Annotated in this window: 15 protein-coding genes; 10 read left to right on the forward strand and 5 right to left on the reverse strand. The window is 70.6% G+C overall.

Going from position 1 to position 19,026, the window contains the following annotated elements:
* The first annotated feature begins 10 nt into the window (after nucleotides 1-10).
* Nucleotides 11-2,383: a polysaccharide pyruvyl transferase family protein gene (locus AC2D9U_RS13840; protein ID WP_484749901.1), complete on the forward strand. Its 2,373-nt coding sequence runs from the start codon at nucleotides 11-13 to the stop codon at nucleotides 2,381-2,383.
* Here the strand turns inward: AC2D9U_RS13840 and AC2D9U_RS13845 are convergent.
* The 4 genes from AC2D9U_RS13845 to AC2D9U_RS13860 all read right to left on the reverse strand — a co-directional run bounded on the left by AC2D9U_RS13845 (nucleotide 2,372) and on the right by AC2D9U_RS13860 (nucleotide 6,805).
* On the reverse strand, nucleotides 2,372-2,839 hold the full coding sequence (locus AC2D9U_RS13845) for a GNAT family N-acetyltransferase (RefSeq protein ID WP_484749903.1): 468 nt from the start codon (nucleotides 2,837-2,839) through the stop codon (nucleotides 2,372-2,374). The genes AC2D9U_RS13840 and AC2D9U_RS13845 overlap by 12 nt on opposite strands.
* A gap of 73 nt (nucleotides 2,840-2,912) precedes the next feature.
* Nucleotides 2,913-3,506 (reverse strand): hypothetical protein, encoded by a 594-nt coding sequence (locus tag AC2D9U_RS13850; protein ID WP_484749905.1) that lies wholly within the window; start codon nucleotides 3,504-3,506, stop codon nucleotides 2,913-2,915.
* Between the two features lie 608 nt (nucleotides 3,507-4,114).
* The gene (locus AC2D9U_RS13855; protein WP_484749907.1) at nucleotides 4,115-5,248 is read right to left on the reverse strand and encodes a bifunctional 2-methylcitrate synthase/citrate synthase; all 1,134 of its coding nucleotides are present in this window, start codon (nucleotides 5,246-5,248) and stop codon (nucleotides 4,115-4,117) included.
* A 15-nt stretch (nucleotides 5,249-5,263) separates the two neighbouring features.
* Nucleotides 5,264-6,805 carry an MmgE/PrpD family protein gene (locus AC2D9U_RS13860; RefSeq protein WP_484749910.1) on the reverse strand — a complete coding sequence of 514 codons (1,542 nt, stop codon included), beginning with the start codon at nucleotides 6,803-6,805 and terminating at the stop codon, nucleotides 5,264-5,266.
* Between the two features lie 100 nt (nucleotides 6,806-6,905).
* On the opposite strand from AC2D9U_RS13860, the gene AC2D9U_RS13865 reads away from it, so the two are divergent.
* From AC2D9U_RS13865 to AC2D9U_RS13900, 8 genes are all read left to right on the forward strand, one after another.
* Nucleotides 6,906-7,838 (forward strand): LysR family transcriptional regulator, encoded by a 933-nt coding sequence (locus AC2D9U_RS13865; protein ID WP_484749912.1) that lies wholly within the window; start codon nucleotides 6,906-6,908, stop codon nucleotides 7,836-7,838.
* Nucleotides 7,839-7,885: 47 nt separating this feature from the next.
* On the forward strand, nucleotides 7,886-11,989 hold the full coding sequence (locus AC2D9U_RS13870; RefSeq protein ID WP_484749914.1) for a Calx-beta domain-containing protein: 4,104 nt from the start codon (nucleotides 7,886-7,888) through the stop codon (nucleotides 11,987-11,989).
* Nucleotides 11,990-12,058: 69 nt separating this feature from the next.
* Nucleotides 12,059-13,450, forward strand: a complete 1,392-nt coding sequence (locus AC2D9U_RS13875) for a dihydroorotase (RefSeq protein ID WP_484749916.1) — start codon at nucleotides 12,059-12,061, stop codon at nucleotides 13,448-13,450.
* Entirely contained in the window at nucleotides 13,447-13,941 is a 495-nt protein-coding gene (locus tag AC2D9U_RS13880; protein ID WP_484749919.1) for a GlcG/HbpS family heme-binding protein, read from the forward strand. The genes AC2D9U_RS13875 and AC2D9U_RS13880 overlap by 4 nt, the downstream gene beginning before the upstream one ends.
* Before the next feature lie 136 nt (nucleotides 13,942-14,077).
* Nucleotides 14,078-15,037 carry a Bug family tripartite tricarboxylate transporter substrate binding protein gene (locus tag AC2D9U_RS13885; RefSeq protein WP_484749923.1) on the forward strand — a complete coding sequence of 320 codons (960 nt, stop codon included), beginning with the start codon at nucleotides 14,078-14,080 and terminating at the stop codon, nucleotides 15,035-15,037.
* 3 nt (nucleotides 15,038-15,040) lie between these two features.
* On the forward strand, nucleotides 15,041-15,607 hold the full coding sequence (locus AC2D9U_RS13890) for a carboxymuconolactone decarboxylase family protein (protein ID WP_484749925.1): 567 nt from the start codon (nucleotides 15,041-15,043) through the stop codon (nucleotides 15,605-15,607).
* Nucleotides 15,608-15,614: 7 nt separating this feature from the next.
* Nucleotides 15,615-15,935: a hypothetical protein gene (locus AC2D9U_RS13895; protein ID WP_484749927.1), complete on the forward strand. Its 321-nt coding sequence runs from the start codon at nucleotides 15,615-15,617 to the stop codon at nucleotides 15,933-15,935.
* The gene (locus tag AC2D9U_RS13900; RefSeq protein ID WP_484749929.1) at nucleotides 15,932-16,879 is read left to right on the forward strand and encodes an N-carbamoyl-D-amino-acid hydrolase; all 948 of its coding nucleotides are present in this window, start codon (nucleotides 15,932-15,934) and stop codon (nucleotides 16,877-16,879) included. Before AC2D9U_RS13895 ends, AC2D9U_RS13900 begins: the two co-directional genes overlap by 4 nt.
* A 3-nt stretch (nucleotides 16,880-16,882) precedes the next feature.
* Here AC2D9U_RS13900 and AC2D9U_RS13905 read toward each other — a convergent pair whose 3' ends face one another.
* Entirely contained in the window at nucleotides 16,883-17,911 is a 1,029-nt protein-coding gene (locus tag AC2D9U_RS13905; protein WP_484749931.1) for a hypothetical protein, read from the reverse strand.
* A 141-nt stretch (nucleotides 17,912-18,052) separates the two neighbouring features.
* Here AC2D9U_RS13905 and AC2D9U_RS13910 point away from each other — a divergent pair, with 141 nt between their 5' ends.
* A complete protein-coding gene (locus tag AC2D9U_RS13910; RefSeq protein WP_484749933.1) occupies nucleotides 18,053-19,018 on the forward strand; it encodes an N-carbamoyl-D-amino-acid hydrolase in 966 nt (321 codons plus the stop codon).
* Nucleotides 19,019-19,026 lie beyond the last annotated feature (8 nt).

Here is a 19,026-nt window from a genome sequence, read left to right on the forward strand (position 1 = left end):
GCAAGGCGCAATGCCACCGGACGGAACGCGCCTCTTCGACCCCGACATCCTGGTTCCAGCGGCATGGCGATCGCCAGATGGCGGCGCCCTCTGCATCCGTGACGCCGCCATCCACCGCCATGGCACGTCGCTGCTGCTGGCGACGGAAGGGGCAGAGGGGCGCATCGCGCTGTGCCGGCTCGATGACCGGTTCCACCCCATTCCCGGCTCGCTGCTGTCGCTTAGCGATCACCTGACCTTTGCCGATGGTGGGCGGACGCCCGACCGGCCGAGCGCCTGTCCGGGCGAGCCGCGCTTCGTCTCCTTGGGCGAGCGGCTGTTTCTCTCCCTGCTGTGCGAGCGCCCACCATCACCCGCGCGTCTCCACCTGCTGGAACTTGACCCGGTCCGCCTGCTCCCGCTGGGCCCGGCACGGCCCCTGCGGCGGGAGGGCCCGAATGACGACCCCGCTGTGCCCTGGACCCTCTTCGCCGAGGGCGCCGATCTCTACGCGATCGCGTGCTTCGTCCCGCTTGTCATCCTCAAGGCCGCGCTCGACCAGCCGGACCATGTGCCGTGCCGGGATGGCTTCCTGCATCGCTGGGACGCGGAGGGTTATGTGCACACCTATGGCGCATTGCGCGGTGGCGCGCCCCCGGTGCGGCATGGTGCGCGCCTCTACCTGCTGCCGCAATCGGCCTTCGAGACGCGAGCCGGGCCGGTGATGGACGCGCCGGCTCGCCGGCATACGGTTGTCCCCGCTCTGGCGCTGCAGGCCCACCCGCCCTTCGCGCCCGTCGCACTCTCGGCCCATCCGGTGCTGCAGGCCTCGCCCGTGGAGGCACAGGCGCCCGTCCTGCCAGACACCCACCCGGCGGAGGAACTGCGCCCCAGTGGCGCCGTGGCGGATGGTGAGAACCTCATCGTCTCCATCACTCTGCACGGTCGAAGCGCCGGGTTGCATCGCTTTGCCTTCGCGGGACTCGACGCAGCGATGCAGCCCGCGCTCCTCATGCCGCACCTGCCAGCCATGGTGAAGGCACCGCCGGGCGAGGCTGCGCCTGCGACCAGTGCGGAGGAACTTGCCGCCTTCGAACTGCGTAGCTTCTGGTGGCTCGGCCATACTGCCTCCTGCCGCGATCCGGCACTGGAGCAGAATCGCCCGCGCGGCCATTTCGCCTTCGGCAATTTCGGCGACATCACGGCCAGGCACCTCCTCGCGCGCCTCGTTGGCGTGACGCTGCACCACCTTGCGGCGGAGGGCCGGCGATTGCTCACCGTGGGTTCCATCCTCGGCATTGCGCGGGATGGCGACGTCATCTGGGGCAGCGGCTGCAACGGGGCGCGCGCCACGCTGCGCCACGCGCCACGGCACCTGCACGTCTATGCGACGCGCGGCCCCATCTCCCTCGAACTGTTGCGCCGGCACGGCATCGACACCCGCGGCGCGACCCGCTTCCTCGATCCGGCGAGCCTGCTGCCCCACCTTTTCGCGCCCGAGATCGCGGCGATGCGTGCAGCAGCCGCTGCGGCGCCGCGCGAGCCCTTTGTCATCATCCCGCATTTCCGCGACCAGGCGGCCATGCGCCAGCGCTATCCCGAGCACCTGTCCCGGATCCAGACACCCGATTGCGCGGTACTCGACATGGTGGCGCGCATCCTTCGCAGCGAACTGGTCGTCTCCTCCTCACTGCACGGGCTGATCCTGGCGGAGGCGCTCGGTGTGCCGGCCATCTGGCATCGTCCGATGAAAGGCGAGGACGAGCTGAAGTTCACGGACTACTACCTCGGCACCGATCGCTGGCGGATCCTCCGGGTAGACACGCTGGCCGAGGCGATCCGCGCCACCCCGATGGAACTTCCCCGGCTCGATGGTCCGGCGATGCTCGCGACCTTTCCCAGCATGGCGGCGCTGCAGGCGCATGGCGTGCTGCTGCGCCGCCCTTCGGCGCCGCTGGAGGCGCCCTGCGCCATCACCACGCGCCAAGGCGCCTGGATCGGCCTTCTGATGGGCTGGGAGACGCCACGGGCAGATGGCGCCTGGACCGACGGAAGGCAGGCACGGCTCGCCCTGCATCTGGGCGAGCGGGCGCCGGAGGAGTTGGAGGCCGTGCTCACGCTGCGCCCGATGCTGCCCGGCCCAGGCCGGCCGCAGGTGGTCACCGTGCGCACGAAGAAGCGCGAACTGGCCGTGCTGCGCCTGACCGATGCCGCGATGCAAACCCTGCGCGTCCCCCTACGCGGCGCGGTGCTGGAAGCAGGCGCGCTGGAACTGATCCTCGACATTGCCGAGCCCACGAGCCCGCCCAGGCCGGGTGGCAAGCCGGTGGGCGCGCGCGCGCCGCGCGCCCTCGGCATATTCCTGAGCAGCGTGATGCTGACCCGCACACCCTCAAAGGGATGAGGCCGGGTCGAGGCGGATGATGTAGCTGCGCCACTCGGCGCGCAGGGCGATGCGTTCATAGAGCGCGATGGCGGCGGCGTCGCCCTCGGGTACGAACCAGCGCAGATGGCTCCACTGCCGCGCACGGCCGAGTTCGCAGAGCGCCTCGATCAGCGCGCGCGCGATGCCCTGGCCGCGCGCCTCCGGCAGAACGAAGAGATCGTCGAGTTGCCCGCAGCGGCGCGCGAAGACAACCTCCGGCAGGTCGAGCAGGATGGCGAAGCCGAGCCATGTGCCGTCGCGTTCCGCCACGAGCACCTCGGCCGCAGGGTGGCGCGCGAGCAGCGTGGCCTGTGCCTCGGGTGTAGCGATGGCAGCGCCTTGCAGCACCGCGCGCATCTCGGCCGCATAGGCGGCGAAGAGCGGCGCCAGGGCGAGCCGCCCCTCGGGCGGAACGGCACGGATCGACAGGGTCATCGGGGCATCCCGAACATGAAAAGGGCGCCGCCCGCCTGCGCGGACGACGCCCCTTCCGATGGACTGGCCGGGATTACGAAGACGTCTCGGTCGCGGGCGCAGCCGGAGCGGCGGCAGCGGCCTTCTTCGCGGCGCGCGTGGCGGCAGCCTTCTTCGCGGCCTCGACGCGCTTCGGATCGGCGGCCTTCTTCGCGGGCGCGGCCGGGGCGGCAGCGGCCTTCTTCGGCGCGGCCTTCTTGGGGGCAGCGGCCTTCTTGGCAGCCGGCTTCTTCGCGGCGGCAGCCTTCTTCGGCGCGGCCTTCTTGGCAGCCGGCTTCTTCGCGGCGGCGGCCTTCTTCGGCGCGGCCTTCTTGGCTACGGCCTTCTTGGGCGCAGCCTTCTTGGCAGCGGCCTTCTTCGGCGCGGCCTTCTTCGCGGCGGGCTTCTTGGCGGGCGCAGCCTTCTTGGCGGCCGGCTTCTTCGCAGCGGCAGCCTTCTTCGGCGCGGCCTTCTTGGCAGCCGGCTTCTTCGCGGCGGCAGCCTTCTTCGGCGCGGCCTTCTTCGCGGCGGGCTTGCGCCCGGCGGTGGAAGACTTGCGCGCGGCCTTGGCGCGCGGCGAGGCCATCGCCATCGCCTGGGCGCGCGGCGCGGCTTCCTCGGTCTCGGCAGTGAGCTTGGTGTCGGTCATGTTCGTCAGGATCTCCGTCTTTTCCGGTGCTTGGTGTTCCGATGGTGGCGCGCCTTCGCGGCAGTCACCGCGCAACGCACAACGCTGCGGGCGGGGGCGTGCGGATTGGCCTGGTTCGCGCGGATCCCGTCTCGCGCCGAACCGGGCCATCCGCAGTCCGTCTCACGCAGCCGCCGGAGAATTGCACGAGGCTCGCGGCGTCTCGCCGCGTCGCACGCTTCCTGGCCTCTCTCCCGCGCGCATCGGGCACCCATCCGGTGCCAGGCGGCGGTGCGGAACGCGGCGTGCGCTGCACGATCCCTCGCTCCACGAGACTGCGGTCCATGAACCGACCCTTCCCGTTGTCGCCCCGCCGGCGTGATGCGTATCGTGTGGTGTCTGTTTTCGACAACGACGATGCGCGAATCGCGTCAAGCGGTGCGAGCGATGCAACGCTATCCGTTCATGCAACGTCAGTGTCAAACATATTCGCACAGCGATGGTGCGCATTGTGCGCAGAGGATGTGCGGCTGCACAGTCCAGGCGCAGTGCCGGATGCAGGAATGCGCGTGCTGGCAAGCAGACTTCACATCCGCCCGCGCGCGCGGCGCGGGCGGATGTGCCGCGCCTCAGCGCGCGCCGATCGGTGGCACCGGGCGCTGTTCGGCGCCGACATAGTGCGACAGCGGGCGAATCAGCCGGTTGTCCGCCGCCTGTTCGAAGACATGCGCGGCCCAGCCGGTGATGCGCGAGCAGACGAAGATGGGGGTGAACATCGGGATGTCGAAACCCATCAGGTAGTAGGCAGGGCCTGCGGGGAAATCGAGGTTGGGGTGGATGTTCTTCACCCGCAGCATCTTCGCCGCCAGGACGCGCGAGGTCTCCATCCAGCGCCGGTCGCCCACCACCTCCGCCATCTTCTCGGCATATTTGGTCATCGTCGGCACGCGGGAATCGCCGTTCTTGTAGACGCGGTGGCCGAAGCCCATGACCAGCGCCTTGTGGTCGAACTTGCCCTCGAGCCAGGCTTCCGCCGCCTCCGGGCTGCCCACTTCCTTGAGCATGTGCATCACCGCCTCATTCGCCCCGCCATGCAGCGGGCCCTTCAGCGCGGCGATGGCGGCGGCGATGGCGCCGTGCAGGTCCGCCCCTGTCGAGGTCACCGTCCGCGCCGTGAAGGTCGAGGCGTTGAAGGTGTGCTCGGCGTAGAGGATCATCGAGACGTCGAAGGACTTGATGACCTCGGGCGCCGGCACCTTGCCGAAGACCAGGTGGAAGAAGTTCTCGCAGAAAGGCAGCGAGGGATCGGGCGCGATGGGGGCGAGGCCCTTCGACAGCCGGTTGGTCGCCGCCACCGCGGTCGGCAGCTTGGCCAGCAGGCGCATCGCCTTGCGCCGCTGCGCGGCGTCGGAGACATCGCCCGCTTCCGGATCCTCCGCCCCCATGAAGGAGACGGCGGTGCGGATCGCATCCATCGGGTGGGCATTGGCCGGGATCTCGGCCAGCACCCGCAGCAACGCGGGCGAGAGGGCGCGGTTCGCGCGCTCCTCCGCCTGGAAGGCGGCGAGCTGCGCCGCGTTCGGCAATTCGCCATGCCAGAGCAGGTAGGCCACCTGCTCGAAGTCGCTCTCCTCGCACAGATCCTGCACGGCATAGCCGCGATAGGTCAGGGAGTTGGTCTCCGGCATCACCTTGGAGACGGCGGAGACATCGGCGTAGACGCCAACGAGGCCCTTGTAGAGGGTGGGGGTCGCTTCGCTCATCTGCGTGCCCCTCCCTCAGAAGATGCCGGGCTTGGCGTCGGCCAGCGCGCCGGCCGGCAGCACGACGTTGAGCGCGCCCAGCTCGCCCGCCGGGATGTTGGCCAGGTCCTCGGCCGCGGCGATGAAGCGGTTCTGCTCGCGCGCCGTCAGGATGCCCTCCGTCAGGATGCGGAACTTGTTGATGTACTGCGCGCGGGCGAAGGGGCGCGCGCCGTTCGGGTGGGCATTGGCCACGCCGAGTTCATCCACCAGCTTCGTGCCATCCTTGAAGAAGATCTCGACCCGCCCGCCGAAGGCCAGCGTCTCGGGATCCTTGGAGTGGTAGCGCGCGGTCCAGGCCGGGTCCTCGCGCGTCTCGATCTTGTGCCAGAGCCGCACCGTGTCGGGCCGCGCGGCGCGCTTGGGCGCGTAGCTGTCCACATGGTGCCAGCGCCCGTCCTGCAGGGCGACCGCCAGGATGTACATGATGGAGTGGTCGAGCGTCTCGCGGCTCGCCTTCGGGTCCATCTTCTGCGGGTCGTTGGCGCCGGTGCCGATCACGTAGTGGGTGTGGTGGGAGGTGTGCAGCACGATTTTCTCGATCGCCTCGAAATCCTTGATGCTCTCGCGCATCCGGAAGGCGAGGTCGATCAGCGCCTGGGACTGGTACTCGGCCGAGTGTTCCTTGGTGTAGCTGTCGAGGATGGCGCGCTTGGGCTCGCCGGCCTCGGGCAGCGGGACCTCGTAGTACACCGGCTCGTAGACGGTCTTGCGGCCCTTGCTGTCGGCCTGCGTGCGGCCCGAGAGCACCCAGGCGATCACGCTGTCCTCGCCCTCATAGATCGGGCTCGGCGCGCCCTCGCCGCGCATGCAGCGGTCCACCGCCTCGATCGCCAGCTTGCCGGCATGGGCGGGGGCATAGGCCTTCCAGGAGCTGATCTCGCCCTTGCGCGACTGGCGGAAGCTGATCGAGGTGTGCAGCGCCTGCTGGATGGACTGGAACACCACCTCCCGCTTCAGGCCGAGCAGCGTGCCGATGCCCGCCGCCGCCGCCGGGCAGAGATGGGCGATGTGGTCCACCTTGTGCTCATGCAGGCAGATGGCGCGCACCAGGTCGATATGCAGCTCATAGGCGGTGGCGAGGCCGCGGATCAGGTCCTTGCCCGACTTGCCCATGGCCTGCGCCACGGCGAGCACGGGGGGGATGTTGTCGCCGGGGTGGGAGTAGTCGGCGGCGAGGAAGGTGTCGTGCATGTCGAGTTCACGCACCGCCGTGCCATTCGCCCAAGCCGCCCATTCGGGGGAGACGGTGGTGGCGGACTTCACGCCGAACACCGTGGCCCCGCCCGCCTTCTTCGGATGGCCCAGCGCCATGCCGCGCGCCGAGACGACAGGGCGGCGGTTGATCGCGGCGATGGCGACCGAGGCGTTGTCGATGATGCGGTTGATGATCATCGCCTGCACGTCCTTCTGGACGGCCACCTTGTCCACCGCGACGCCGGCCATCTTCCAGGCCAGCTGTTCCTCACGCGGCAGCAGCGCCTTCGAGGCGTGGACCTTCACCGGATGCAGCTTCATTCTTCTCTTCCTCACCAAAAAAAGCCGTGATGCGCTGTTTTGCGCCGCGCGCGCGTGATCGTCCATTCCGATTGGCGCGGTGGCGCGATATGGTTTTCGTATGGATTTCCGTCTGGTGCGCCGTCTCGGGCATTTTCTCGCCGTGGCCGAGGAAGGTCATTTCGGTCGCGCCGCCGCGCGGCTCGGCATCTCGCAACCGCCGCTGACCGCGCAGATCCAGGCGCTGGAGCGCGAGCTTGGCGTGCAGTTGCTGGAACGCACCGGCAAGGGCGCGCGCCCGACCCGCGCGGGGGAGGCGCTGCTGCCGCTGGCGCGACGCATGGCGGAGGATGCCGGCCAGCTCGAATCCCTCGCGCGTGACCTGCGCGCGGGGCGCAGCGCGCCGGTGGCCCTCGCCTGCGTCACCTCCGCGCTGTTCGACTACCTGCCGCCGCTGGTGCGCGCGCTGCAATCGGCGCGCCCTGCCTCCGCCATCAATGTGCGGGAGATGGACACGGCCGATGCGGTGGAGGCGCTGCGCCGCGGCGAGGTGGATCTCGCCCTGCTGCGGCTCGAGCGCGATCGCGCGCCGATTCGCCTGCGCCCCCTGGGGCGCGACGTGCTGGCCGCCGCCCTGCCGCTGGAACATCCCCTCGCGCAATCCGCCGCGCCGCTGCCGCTGGCGGCCCTGGCGGATGAGCCGATGCTGGTCTTGCCGCGCGGCATCAGCCCCGCCTATTCCGACGCCATGGTCGCCGCCTGCCGCGAGGCCGGCTTCACCCCGCGCGCGGTGCGGGAGGTGAGCAGCGCCATGGCGCAGCTCGGCTTCGTCGCGGCGGGGCTGGGCGTGGCGCTGGTCAGCACCGGCATGGCCCGGCTGCGCCCGCCCGGCGTGGCCTTCCGCGACCTCGAAGGGGCGATCCCGGCCGTGGGCGTGGCGCTGGCCTGGAACGCCGAGCGGGAAAACGAGGCCACGCGCCTGGCCCTGGAACTGACCGAGGGGCTGTTTCCCGCCGCTTGCTCCGGGGCGGAGGATTTGCCCGCCCGCCCCTGATCAGATAAACTATACGTAATTATTTGCTGGGTGTGGAGCATCGGGCGTTGAGCAACCGGGACCCGAACTGGACCGAAAGCGACGCCGCGCGCGTGCTGGCCAGCGCGGCCTGGCGCCAGCCCGAGGCGACGCTCACCTTCCGCGCCGAGCCCGCGCTGCTCATCGCCGACAATGCCGGCTTCGTGCTGGGCGATCTGGGCGAGGCCTATCGCAACGCCTTCGTCACGGTGACCCTCACCGCCGGCAATCTCTACCATTTCTGGGCCGAGACGGCGCAGAACATGCCCGGCACGCCCACCCTCGAGATCTATGACAGCGCGGGCTACCGCCTGGAGGCGATCGATGCCGACGACCTGCAGCCCGGCGCCGATGATGCCGACACGGATTCGCTGATCCTCTTCGCGCCCGAGGTCTCGGGCACCTACTACCTCAACATCCGCTACGCCACTTGGCCCTTCCTCAGCGGCTTCGCGCTGGAGGGGTGGGAGGATCTCGGCGCGGATTTCGCTAACCGGCTGCGCCCCGCGCCGAGCAGCGTCACCCTCTCCCCGGCCAGCCTCGCCCTGGTCGAGGGCGATGCGGGCAGCACGCGCTACAGCTTCACCCTTACCCGCAGCGGCGATCTCTCCCGCGAGCAGAGCGTGGGCTGGTTCGTCGCCGGCAGCGGCGAGAACCCGGCCGATGCGGCGGATTTCGCCGACCCCGCGGCGCTGTCCGGCCGGGTCACCTTCGCCGCCGGCCAGGCGAGTGCCACCATCACCATCGAGGTGCGGGGCGACACGCAGATCGAGCAGGCGGAGAGCTTCGAGCTGCGCCTGCATGCGCCGAGCCCCGGCCTCGGGATCGGCACCGGCAGCGCCACCGGGATCATCGCCACCGACGACACGGGCTATCGCCTCACCCTCTCCGCCGCCACCGTGGTCGAGCGCGCGGACGGCTCGGCGGCGCTCATGGTCACGGTGACGCGCAGCGAGGGCCTCGACTCCGTCTGGCGCGGCAGCTGGAGCGTCGGCGCGGCCGAGAGCGGGGCCAGCGCCGGGCCGGCCGATTTCACGGGCGGCGTGCAGCCCTCGGGCCGCATCGTGCTGCGCGAGGGCCAGGCCTCGGCCTTCTTCTTCATCCCCATCGCCGCGGACACGCTGGAGGAAGGGCGCGAATCCTTCACCATCTCGCTCTGGTCGGGCGAGGAACAGCAGCCGGAACAGCTGGTCGCGCGCGCCAGCGCCAGCATCCTCGATGCGCCGCCACCGGGTGGCGGCGGTGGTGACCCCGCCTGGCGCATGTGGATCGACGCGGCGAGCCTGGAAGCGCGCGAGGGCACGGGCGCGGGCGGCAGCTTCACCTTCACCCTGCGCGCCGACCTCCAGGGGGAGGAAAGCTTCTCCGCCCGCTGGCTGGTCCGCCCCGCCAGCGCCGAGCCCGGCGCGCCGGCCACGGTGGATGCGGCGGATTTCGCCAATGGCGAATTGCCCGGCGGCTTCGTGCGCTTCAGCGCCGACAGCGCGGCCTTCACCATCACCGTGACCTTCGCCGGCGATGCGGTGGAGGAGGCGAACGAGGCCTTCCGGATCCTGCTGGAGCCGGTCTTCGCCAATGCCACCCCCGCCAGCCTCACCGCCACGCTGCGCGACGACGATGCGAATGTCATCTCCATCACCGCCCCGCCCGGCCCGGTAGTGGAGGGCAGCGGCACCGGCACCACCCTCACCTTCCGCGTGGACCGCGTGAGCGCGACCACGGAGCAGGTGGTGGATTGGGTGGCGAGCGGCATGAGCGCCGCGGATTTCGCCTCCGGTCACGTCCCGAGCGGTCGCCTGGCCTTCGGCCTCGGGGAGACCAGCAAGTCCATCCATATCCAGCTGCGCGGCGACGCCGTGGTCGAGCCGACGGAGAGCCTCACCGTCACGCTCTCCGCCCCCTTCGGTGGCGTGGACTTCGCCACCCGCAGCGCCACGGTCGCGGTCACGGATGACGACGCCCTGCTCTCGCTGTCCGGCGACACCCGCATCACCGAGGGCGATGCCGGCGCGCGCCTCGTGACCTTCACCCTGACGCGCGAGGGCAACCTCGCCCCGGCCGCCAGCGTGCACTGGCGCGTGGCGACCGAGGCCGCGCTCACCGCCCCGGTGGATGGTGCCGATTTCGTCGGTGGCGCGCTGCCCAGCGGCATCGCCACCTTCGCCGCCGGCGCGGCGAGCACGACGGTGACGCTGCAGATCGCCGGTGACACGCGCTTCGAGCCCGATGAGCAACTGCTGCTGCGCCTGTTCAACCCCTCGGCCGGCCTGGGCCTGGGCATCGACACGGCGCAGGTCGTCATCGCCAACGACGACACCCAGGTCTCGCTCACCACCACCCCGCTGCACCTGCATGAAGGCCATGCAGGCGCCACCGACTTCGCCTTCACCGTGACGCGCGAAGGCGCGCTCGACCGGGTGCAGGGCGTCAGCTGGGCGACAGTGACCGCCAGCGGCCAGTCCCGCCCCTCGGATTTCGTCGGCGGCGTGATGCCCGGCGGCAGCCTCACCTTCGGTATCGGCGAGGCGAGCAAGACCATCGTCGTCCCCGTTGCCGGCGACCTTTTCCTCGAGCCGGACGAGGATTTCTGGGTTCAGCTCAGCGCCCCCACCAACGGCCTCACCCTCGGCAATGCCAGGGCCAGCGCGCGCATCCTCAGCGATGACAGCCGCATCGGCTTCACCGGCGCCCCGCTCAGCGCCGCCGAGGGCCAGACGGGTGCGACGCGGCTGACCTTCACCCTGGCGCGAGAGGGCGCGCTCGGCCTCAGCCAGACGGTGGATTGGGTGCTGGAGGGCGCCGGGCTTAATCGCGCCGATGCGGCGGATTTCCTGGGCGGCGTGCTGCCCTCGGGCCGCGTCACCTTCGCCCCCGGTGAGGCGACCGCCACCATCGGCATCGACATCGCGGGCGACCTCGCCGTGGAGACGGAGGAGGGTTTCCAGCTGCTGCTGCGCAACCCGGGCAGCGGCGTCGTGCTCGGCACCGCGTCCATGCAGGGCAGCATCCTCAACGATGATGCGCGGCTGCGCGTGACGGCGCTGGAGCCCTCGAAGGCCGAGGGCGCGGCGGGCTTCACGCCCTTCACCTTCCAGATCACGCGCGACGCCAGCACGGCGCAGGCCCAGGCGGTGGAGTGGTCGGTCTTCGCGCCGGGCGGGCGCGGCCAGGCGGGGGCGTCGGATTTCCGCGACGGCATCCTCCCCGCCGGCCGGGTGGAGTTCCTGCCCGGCGAACTGACGCAGCTGGTCACGGTGGAGGTGCGCGGCGACGCCGCGGTGGAGCCGGCCGAGACCTTCGCGCTGCGCCTCGCCAACCCCACAGGCGGGCTCAGCATCGCCACGGGCAGCGCGGGTGCGACCATCCTGAACGACGACAGCCAGGTGGCGCTGACACCGCGCGCCGCGACGCGCGCCGAGGGCGGCATCGGCGCCACCACCAATTTCCTGTTCGACCTCACGCGCACGGGCCTGCTCGCGGACGGGCAGAGCGTGGATTGGGCGGTGGTGGCCGGCGGCGATGCCCCGCGCGCCAATGCGCTTGATTTCGTCGGCGGCACGCTGCCGGCGGGGCGCATCACCTTCGCGGAAGGCCAGGCCAGCGCGATCATCAGCGTGCCCGTCGCCGGCGATGCCCTGGCCGAAGGGCAGGAGCAATTCCTGGTGCGGCTCTTCACCCCCAGCGCCGGGCTCAGCCTCGGCACGCGCGAGGCGCGGGGCACCATCCTGAACGACGATACCGCCGTGGCCATCGCCGCGCCTTCCGCCCCGCTGGCGGAGGGCGATTCGGGCAGCACCGCCTTCACCTTCACCCTCAGCCGCACCGGGCGGCTCGATGCGGCGCAGGAGGTGAGCTGGGCGGTCGCGGGCATCGGCGCCGTGCGCGCCACTGCGCAGGATTTCGTGGGCGGCGTGCTGCCGGCCGGGCGAATCGCCTTCGCGCCCGGCCAGGCGAGTGCGGAGATCAGCGTGCTCGTCGCCGGCGATACGGCCGTGGAAGGCGCGGAGCAATTCCTGGTGCGGCTTTTCGCGCCGAGCAGCGGCCTGCGCGTGGAGGTGCCGCGCGCCATCGCCACCATCGCCAATGACGACGCCCCCGCCCTGCCGATGGCGGCCTCGATCTGGGAATTCTAGGGGCGAGAGTTGGCGCGGCGCCCGGCTGGGCCTAGCCTCCCCTGGACGCCAGTTGGAGAGAGAACCCGCATGTCCGACACCGCCGCCCCCTATGATCTCGTCATCCTCGGTGATGTCGTCCTGTCGGATCGGGTGATCGCGGGCGGCTATGTCGCGGTGCGGGGAGAGACGGTCGCGGCGATCGGCGCGGGCGCGCCGCCGCCCGCCAGGCGCCTGGCCGATCATCGCGGCAAGCTGCTGATGCCGGGACTGGTGGATGGGCACATGCACACGTCCAGCAGCACCGGCTGGCCGGGGATCGAGGGGGCCACCATGTCCGCCGCCGCGGGCGGTGTGACCACCGTCTGCGACATGCCCTATGACGTGCCGAACCCCGTCACCACCGCCGCCATCTTCGCCGACAAGGTCGAGGCCGTGCATCGCTGGGCGCATGTGGATATGGCGCTCTACGCCACCATCAAGAAGACCGGCGGGGCCGACGACATCGCCGCGCTCGCCGAGGCCGGGGCCTCCGCCTTCAAGGTCTCCACCTATGAATATGACGCCCACCGCTTCCCGCGCATCGACCACCCCACCATGCTCGGCGCCTTCGCGGAGATCGCGAAGACCGGGCTGATGGTGGGCGTGCACAACGAAGACCAGGAGCTGGTGGTGAAGCTGACCGAGGCCGCCAAGGCCGCCGGCAACACCTCCCCCATCTGGCACTGCAAGACCCGCCCGCCGATCACCGAGACCATGGCCGATCTCGAGATCTTCGAGATGGCGCTGGAGACAGGGGCGCATGTGCACATCGCCCATTCCTCCCTCGCCCGCGGCTTCGAACTCGCCAAGCTCTACCGCGCGCAGGGGGCCAAGACCTCGGGCGAGGCCTGCATCCAGTATCTGTGCATGACGGAGGAGGACATCGTGCGCCTCCAGGGCTTCGGCAAATGCAACCCGCCCTTCCGCAGTGCCGAGGAGGTGGAGCGCATGTGGGGGGCGATGCGCGACGGCATCGTCGCCTATGTCTCGACCGACCACGCGCCCTGGCCGAAGCCCAGGAAGGAATATGCGGGCGACATCTTCGCGGTCGGCGCGGGGCTGACCGGCATGCAGTCCTTCGCGCCGCTGATGTACACGCTGCTGGTCGAGCGCGGCCTGCCCGCGAGCGTGATGGCGAAGCAATGCTCGGAGGATCCGGCGCGCTTCCACGGGCTCGACCCCAAGAAGGGCGGCATCCGCATCGATGGCGATGCCGATATCTGCGTGCTGGAGACGGGCGACTTCATCTTCGATGAGCGCATCATCGTGGACCGCGAGGATGCGCGCTGGTCGCCCTATCACGGCCGGCCGATGAAGGCGCGCGTGGCGGCGACCTATCTGCGCGGCGTCGAGATCTGGGACGGGGCCGAGGTGAAGGCGAAGCCCGGCAGCGGCCGCTTCGTGCCGCGCCAGCATCGCCGCTCGGCTTTGGACGCATGAGCCACGACTATTATGTGAAGCATCTGGCGGTCGACCTGCCACTGAAGGTGGCGGAGGTGATCGCGGATGCCACGCTCGCCGCCGGGCGCGGCGCGGGGCTGCTACCACTGACGGTGGTGGTGCTCGACGCCGGCGGGCATGTGGTGGTGCTGAAGCGCGAGGATGGCTCGGGCATCCTCCGGGCCGAGATCGCGCGCGGCAAGGCGCATGGCGCGCTCGGCATGGGCATCGGCAGCCGCGTGATCCGCGACCGGCTGCGCGAACGCCCGGCCTTCCAATCCGCCATCGCCGCGGCGAGTGAGGGGCGCTTCATCCCCGTCCCCGGGGGCGTGCTGATCTGCCGCGCGGATGGGGCCGTGATCGGCGCGGTCGGCGTCAGCGGCGATGCCTCCGACAAGGATGAGTATGCGGCGATCGAGGGCGTGCGCGCCGCGGGCCTGACGCCCCACCCCGAAGCCCCCGTGGAGACTTGGAAAGATGCTGGACTTTAGCGCGCCCTCAGGCGCCGGGCGCGCGCTCCGCGCGCTTGGCTTGCGCGCCGACGCGCTGGTTCACCCAGCCCAACAGCCGGTCTGCGCGCGCGGTCGCTGCGCGACCGAAGGCGCTGCGCCTTCCCTCTCTCGGCGCATGTTCCTCGCAACCGGCGCCACGCTGCTGGCCGCGCCCGCACTCGGGCAAAGCTTCCCGACCCGTCCGATCCGGCTGGTGATTCCTTTCCCCGCCGGCGGGCCGACCGATGTCTATGCGCGCTTCTACGCCGACCGCCTGGGCCGCGAGCTTGGCCAGGCGGTGGTCACCGAGAATCGCGGCGGCGCCGCGGGCGCGATCGGCGCGCAGGAAGTGCGCCGCGCGGCCCCCGATGGCACCACGCTGCTGTTCGGCACGGCCTCCACCCATGCGCTCTACAACCTCGTCACCCGCCAGCCGCAATATGACGCGGTGCGCGACTTCGTGGCGGTGGCGGAACTCGGCGGCGGGCCGCTCTGCTGGCTGGTCAATCCGAGCCAGCCGGGCACGCTGAGCCAGTTCCTGGTCGCCGCGCGCGGGGCGAACCCGCCGCTCTCCTACGGCTCGCCCGGCACGGGCACGCTGATGCATCTCGCCACCGAGATCCTCAAGCGCGAGGGCAATGCCGGGACCATCACCCATGTGCCCTATCGCGGCGCCGCGCCGGCGATGAACGACCTCGTCGCCGGCACGCTGGCCATGGCGGTGAACACGCTGGGCGCGGGGCTGCCGCTGCACCAGGCGGGACGCGCGCGGATGCTCGCCGTCGCCTCCGCTGCGCGCGCGCCCCAGGCGCCCGAGGTTCCCACCGCGGCCGAGGCGCTGGGCCGGCCGGGGTTCACCGCCGTGCTCTGGCATGCGGTCTTCGCCCCGCCCGGCATCCCGGCGCCGATCCTCGACAGGCTGTCGCAGGCGACCAACGCCGCGCTCGCCGACCCGGCCTTCCGCGCGCAACTCACGGCCGCCGGCATCGAGGCCTCGCAGCCCGGCACGCCGGCCAGTGCCGCGGCCTTCATCGCGGCCGAGACCGAGCGCTACCGCCCCATCGTGGACGCCATTCGCCCCGAACTCGAAGGCTGAGCCATGCCCAACCCGGCCATCGCCCCCCTGCCCCGCGACGAGATGACGCCGCGCTGGCGCGCCGTGGCGGAGACCGCCGAGGCGGTGCGCGGCGAATCCACCCTGATCGAGGTGCTTGCCCAGGCGCCCGAGCTGCTCGGCTGGTATTATGACGGGTTCTACGCCGAGGTTTTCTTCAAGGGGCGGGTCGAACGCCGGGTGAAGGAGCTGCTGCGCCTCAAGCTCTCGACGCTGCATGGCTGCGCCTTCTGCAACAAGGGCAACACGAAATCGGCGCGCGAGGCCGGCGTGACCGACGCCCAGATCGACGCCATCTGGGACAGCGAAAGCCCGCTCTTCGATGCGCGGGAGCGCGCGGTGCTGCGCCTCGCCGAGCAGATGGCGCTGGCCAACATGCAGGGCGAGGTGACGCCCACGCACGCGGCCGAGTTGCATGCGCATTTCTCCGCCGCCGAGGTTGTGGAACTGGCGATGGTGGCGGCCGTGCTGACCGGCATGGCGAAGATGCTCTTCACCTTCGACCTGGTGAGCCGGGAGGCGAATTGCCCGATCGGCCGCGACGCGGCATAGGGCGCGCATGAAGCCGCCCGAGATCCGCCGCGCCGAGCCGCGCCGCCCGCCGAGCCAACGCTGGATCAAGCGCCCGCCGCGCCCCTCGCGCGCCGGTGCGGCGCCGCTGGTCCTGCCCAAGCGGCGCAAGCCGGGGATGGAGCCGATCCTGATGGCGCTGGGCACGGGCATCGCCTGCGGCATCATCGCGGCGGTGCTGACCCCCTTCGTGACGCAGCGCCCGGGCATGGCCGGGCTGTTCACCGGGCTCGGCTTTTCCGGTGGCTTCATGGTGATGTGGCGCGGGCTCGGCTATCGCCTGCAGGACCTGCGCGAGGTGTTCAAATGAGCCGCAAGCTGATCATCGCCGGCGCGCAGATGGGCCCGACCCAGCGCGCCGATGCCCGCCCCGCCACGCTGGCGCGCCTGGTCGCGCTGCTGGAGCAGGCGGCCGCACGGGGCGCCAAGCTGGTGGTCTTCCCCGAACTCGCCTTCACCACCTTCTTCCCGCGCTGGCCGATGGAGCGCGACGCGCCGGAATTGCTCGGCAGTTTCGAAGCCGCCATGCCGAACCCCGCCGTGCAGCCGCTGTTCGACCGGGCGCGCGAACTCGGCGTGGGCTTCTATATCGGCTATGCGGAGCTCACGCCTGAAGGGCAGCGCTTCAACAGCGCCATCACCGTGGGGCCGGACGGGGCGATCCTGTTCAAGTACCGGAAGATCCATCTGCCCGGCTCGGATCATGTGAAGCCCGGCCAGCGCTACCAGCAGCTCGAGAAGATGTATTTCGAGTATGGCGACCTCGGCTTCCCCGTGCAGCGCGGGCCGGAGGCCTGGGGGCGCCCGGTGCTGGGCATGCTGGTCTGCAACGACCGCCGCTGGCCCGAAGGCTGGCGCTGCCTCGGCCTGCAGGGGGTGGAGCTGGTGATGGTCGGCTACAACTCCGCCGCCTATGACCCGAATGGCGGGGATGGGGAGAGTGCGGAACTGCGCACCTTCCACTCGACACTCGCCGCGCAATCCAACGCCTACATGAACGCGACCTGGGCCATCGCGGTGGCCAAGGCGGGCGTGGAGGATGGCGCGGGGCTGATCGGCGGCTCCTGCATCGTCAGCCCGAATGGCGAGATCGTGGCCCAGGCCAAGACCACGGCCGATGAGGTGATCACGGCCGAGATCGATTTCGACGCCTGCGCGCAGGGCAAGGAGAAGATGTTCAACTTCGCAGCCCACCGCCGCCCGCAGCATTACGGGCGGATCGTCGAGCAGGTCGGCGCCGTTGCGCCCGAATAGGGCCTACAGTCGCCGCCGATACCCGATCGTCAGCACGTTCGAGCCTTCCCACACCCCGTTGAAGATGCCGAAGACGCCCGAGCGGTGCGCGTAGCGGATCGCCACCTCATGCTCGAGGTGGTTGGGCAGGGCGAAGGTGATCTCGGGCGAGAGGTAGTGCAGCACCTTGCTCTGGTTGGGCTCGGGCTGCGCCGCCGTGCCGGTCTCGCTTTCAGGCAGGTTGTTCATCCAGTGGATGCCGGTCGAGAAGGCGATCGAGGTGTAGAGCCGGTTGCGCCAGGGGAAGCCGTCATAGCGGCCATAGAGCGCGACCCAGGCCTCGGGCGAGTTGGTGTCGCCGGCGCGGTAGCCGCCGCCGCCCTCGATATCCACCGCGATGTCGGTCCACAGCCGGCCAAGACGCTGGCTGAAGCTGACGCCGTAGAAGACATCCGCGCCCCAATCGGCGTTCCAGGGCTGGGTCGCGATGTCGCGCAGGATGCCATCCTTCGCCGCCGAGCCGACCCAGAAGGTGACGGCGGTGGGGCGCAGGTCGATCTGCACGCGCACATCGTCGAGGGCGAGCCCGCGGCGCTCGGCCAGCACCTCGGCCGCGCTTCGCGGCAGCACGGCGCCGGTCAGCGGGGCCGCGCCCGTCGCCACGGACAGGGGCGCATCGGCGCCGGCGAGCATCACACGGCTGGGCACGAGCGGTTGCCGATCGAGTGCCGGCAGGGCGGTGAGGTCCGGCAGGCGCTGCAAGGTCAGGCGCAGGGGCACCTGCGGCGGCGGGAGCTCCGTCGCCAGCAAGGCAGGCAGGGCGGTGGGCGGCGCCGGGTCCGCAACAGCCTCGGGCGGCGTCTCGGCAGGGGCCTGCGCGAGGCGGAGAGGCTCGGCGTCAAGCTGGTCGGGAATCTCGGCGGGAAGATCGGCGAAGGGCACCGGCATCGGCTCGGCGCTGCGTGGGAACTCCGATGTCGCCAGCAATACCGGCGCCGCAAGGATCGCGCCGAGCACCACCCCCATCGCCGTCGTCTCGCGCACCCCGGCCATACGGCGGCCCCTTTCCCTCAAATCCTTGTGTAACGGACCTAGCCTGTGCAGCGCCTGCGGGCAACGCCCCCGCCCGCCGAGGGCTGGCGCCCTGCCTCCGCCTCTGGCATCTGGCGCGCGCCACGCTTGGAGAGTGCCGCCATGTCCCGCCGCCTCGTTGTCGCCGCCGCGCAGATGGGCGCGATCCAGAAAGCCGAGGGGCGTGATGTCGCCGTCGCGCGCATGGTCGCGCTGATGGAGAAGGCGGCGCGCCGCGGCGCGGAGGTGGTGGTCTATCCCGAACTCGCGCTGACCACCTTCTTCCCGCGCTGGTACCATGAGAACCTGGCCGAGGCGGACCATTGGTACGAGCACGCCCTGCCCTCGAACGAAACGGCACCGCTGTTCGAGGCCGCGCGCCGGCTGAACATCGCCTTCCACCTCGGCTATGCCGAGAAGACGCCCGACGGGCATCGCTACAACACCGCCGTCTTCGTGCATCCCTCCGGCGAGATCGTGCTGAAGTATCGCAAGGTGCACCTGCCCGGCCACGCGGAATACGACCCGATCCGCAAGGTACAGCACCTCGAAAAGCGCTATTTCGAACCCGGCGACCTGGGCTTTCCCGTGGTGCGCGCGCCGGTCGGCAATGCGGGGCCGGTCAATGTCGGCATGATGATCTGCAATGACCGCCGCTGGCCGGAATCCTGGCGCGTGCTGGGGCTGCAGCAGGTCGAGCTGGTGATGCTCGGCTACAACACGCCCTCGCTGAACATGGAGAACCGCGGCTTCGAGGCGCATCACCTGCGCGTCGCGCACAGCCATCTCTCGATCCAGGCGGGCTGCTACCAGAATGCCTGCTTCGGCGTCGGCGTCGCCAAGGCCGGCACCGAGGACGGGCACGAGCTGTTCGGCCACTCCATCATCGTCAACCCGCAGGGCGAGATCATGGCCATGGCGACCAGCTGGGAGGATGAGGTGATCGTCGCCGAGTGCGACCTCGGCATGTGCGAATTGGGCCGCACCACCATCTTCAACTTCGCCCGGCATCGCCGGCCGGAGCACTACACCCGCATCACGGCCCAGACCGGCAGCGAGGCGCCGGCGGTCTGGACGCCGAAAGCCTGAGACCCGAT

This window comes from Roseomonas sp. TF40 (assembly GCF_057219975.1).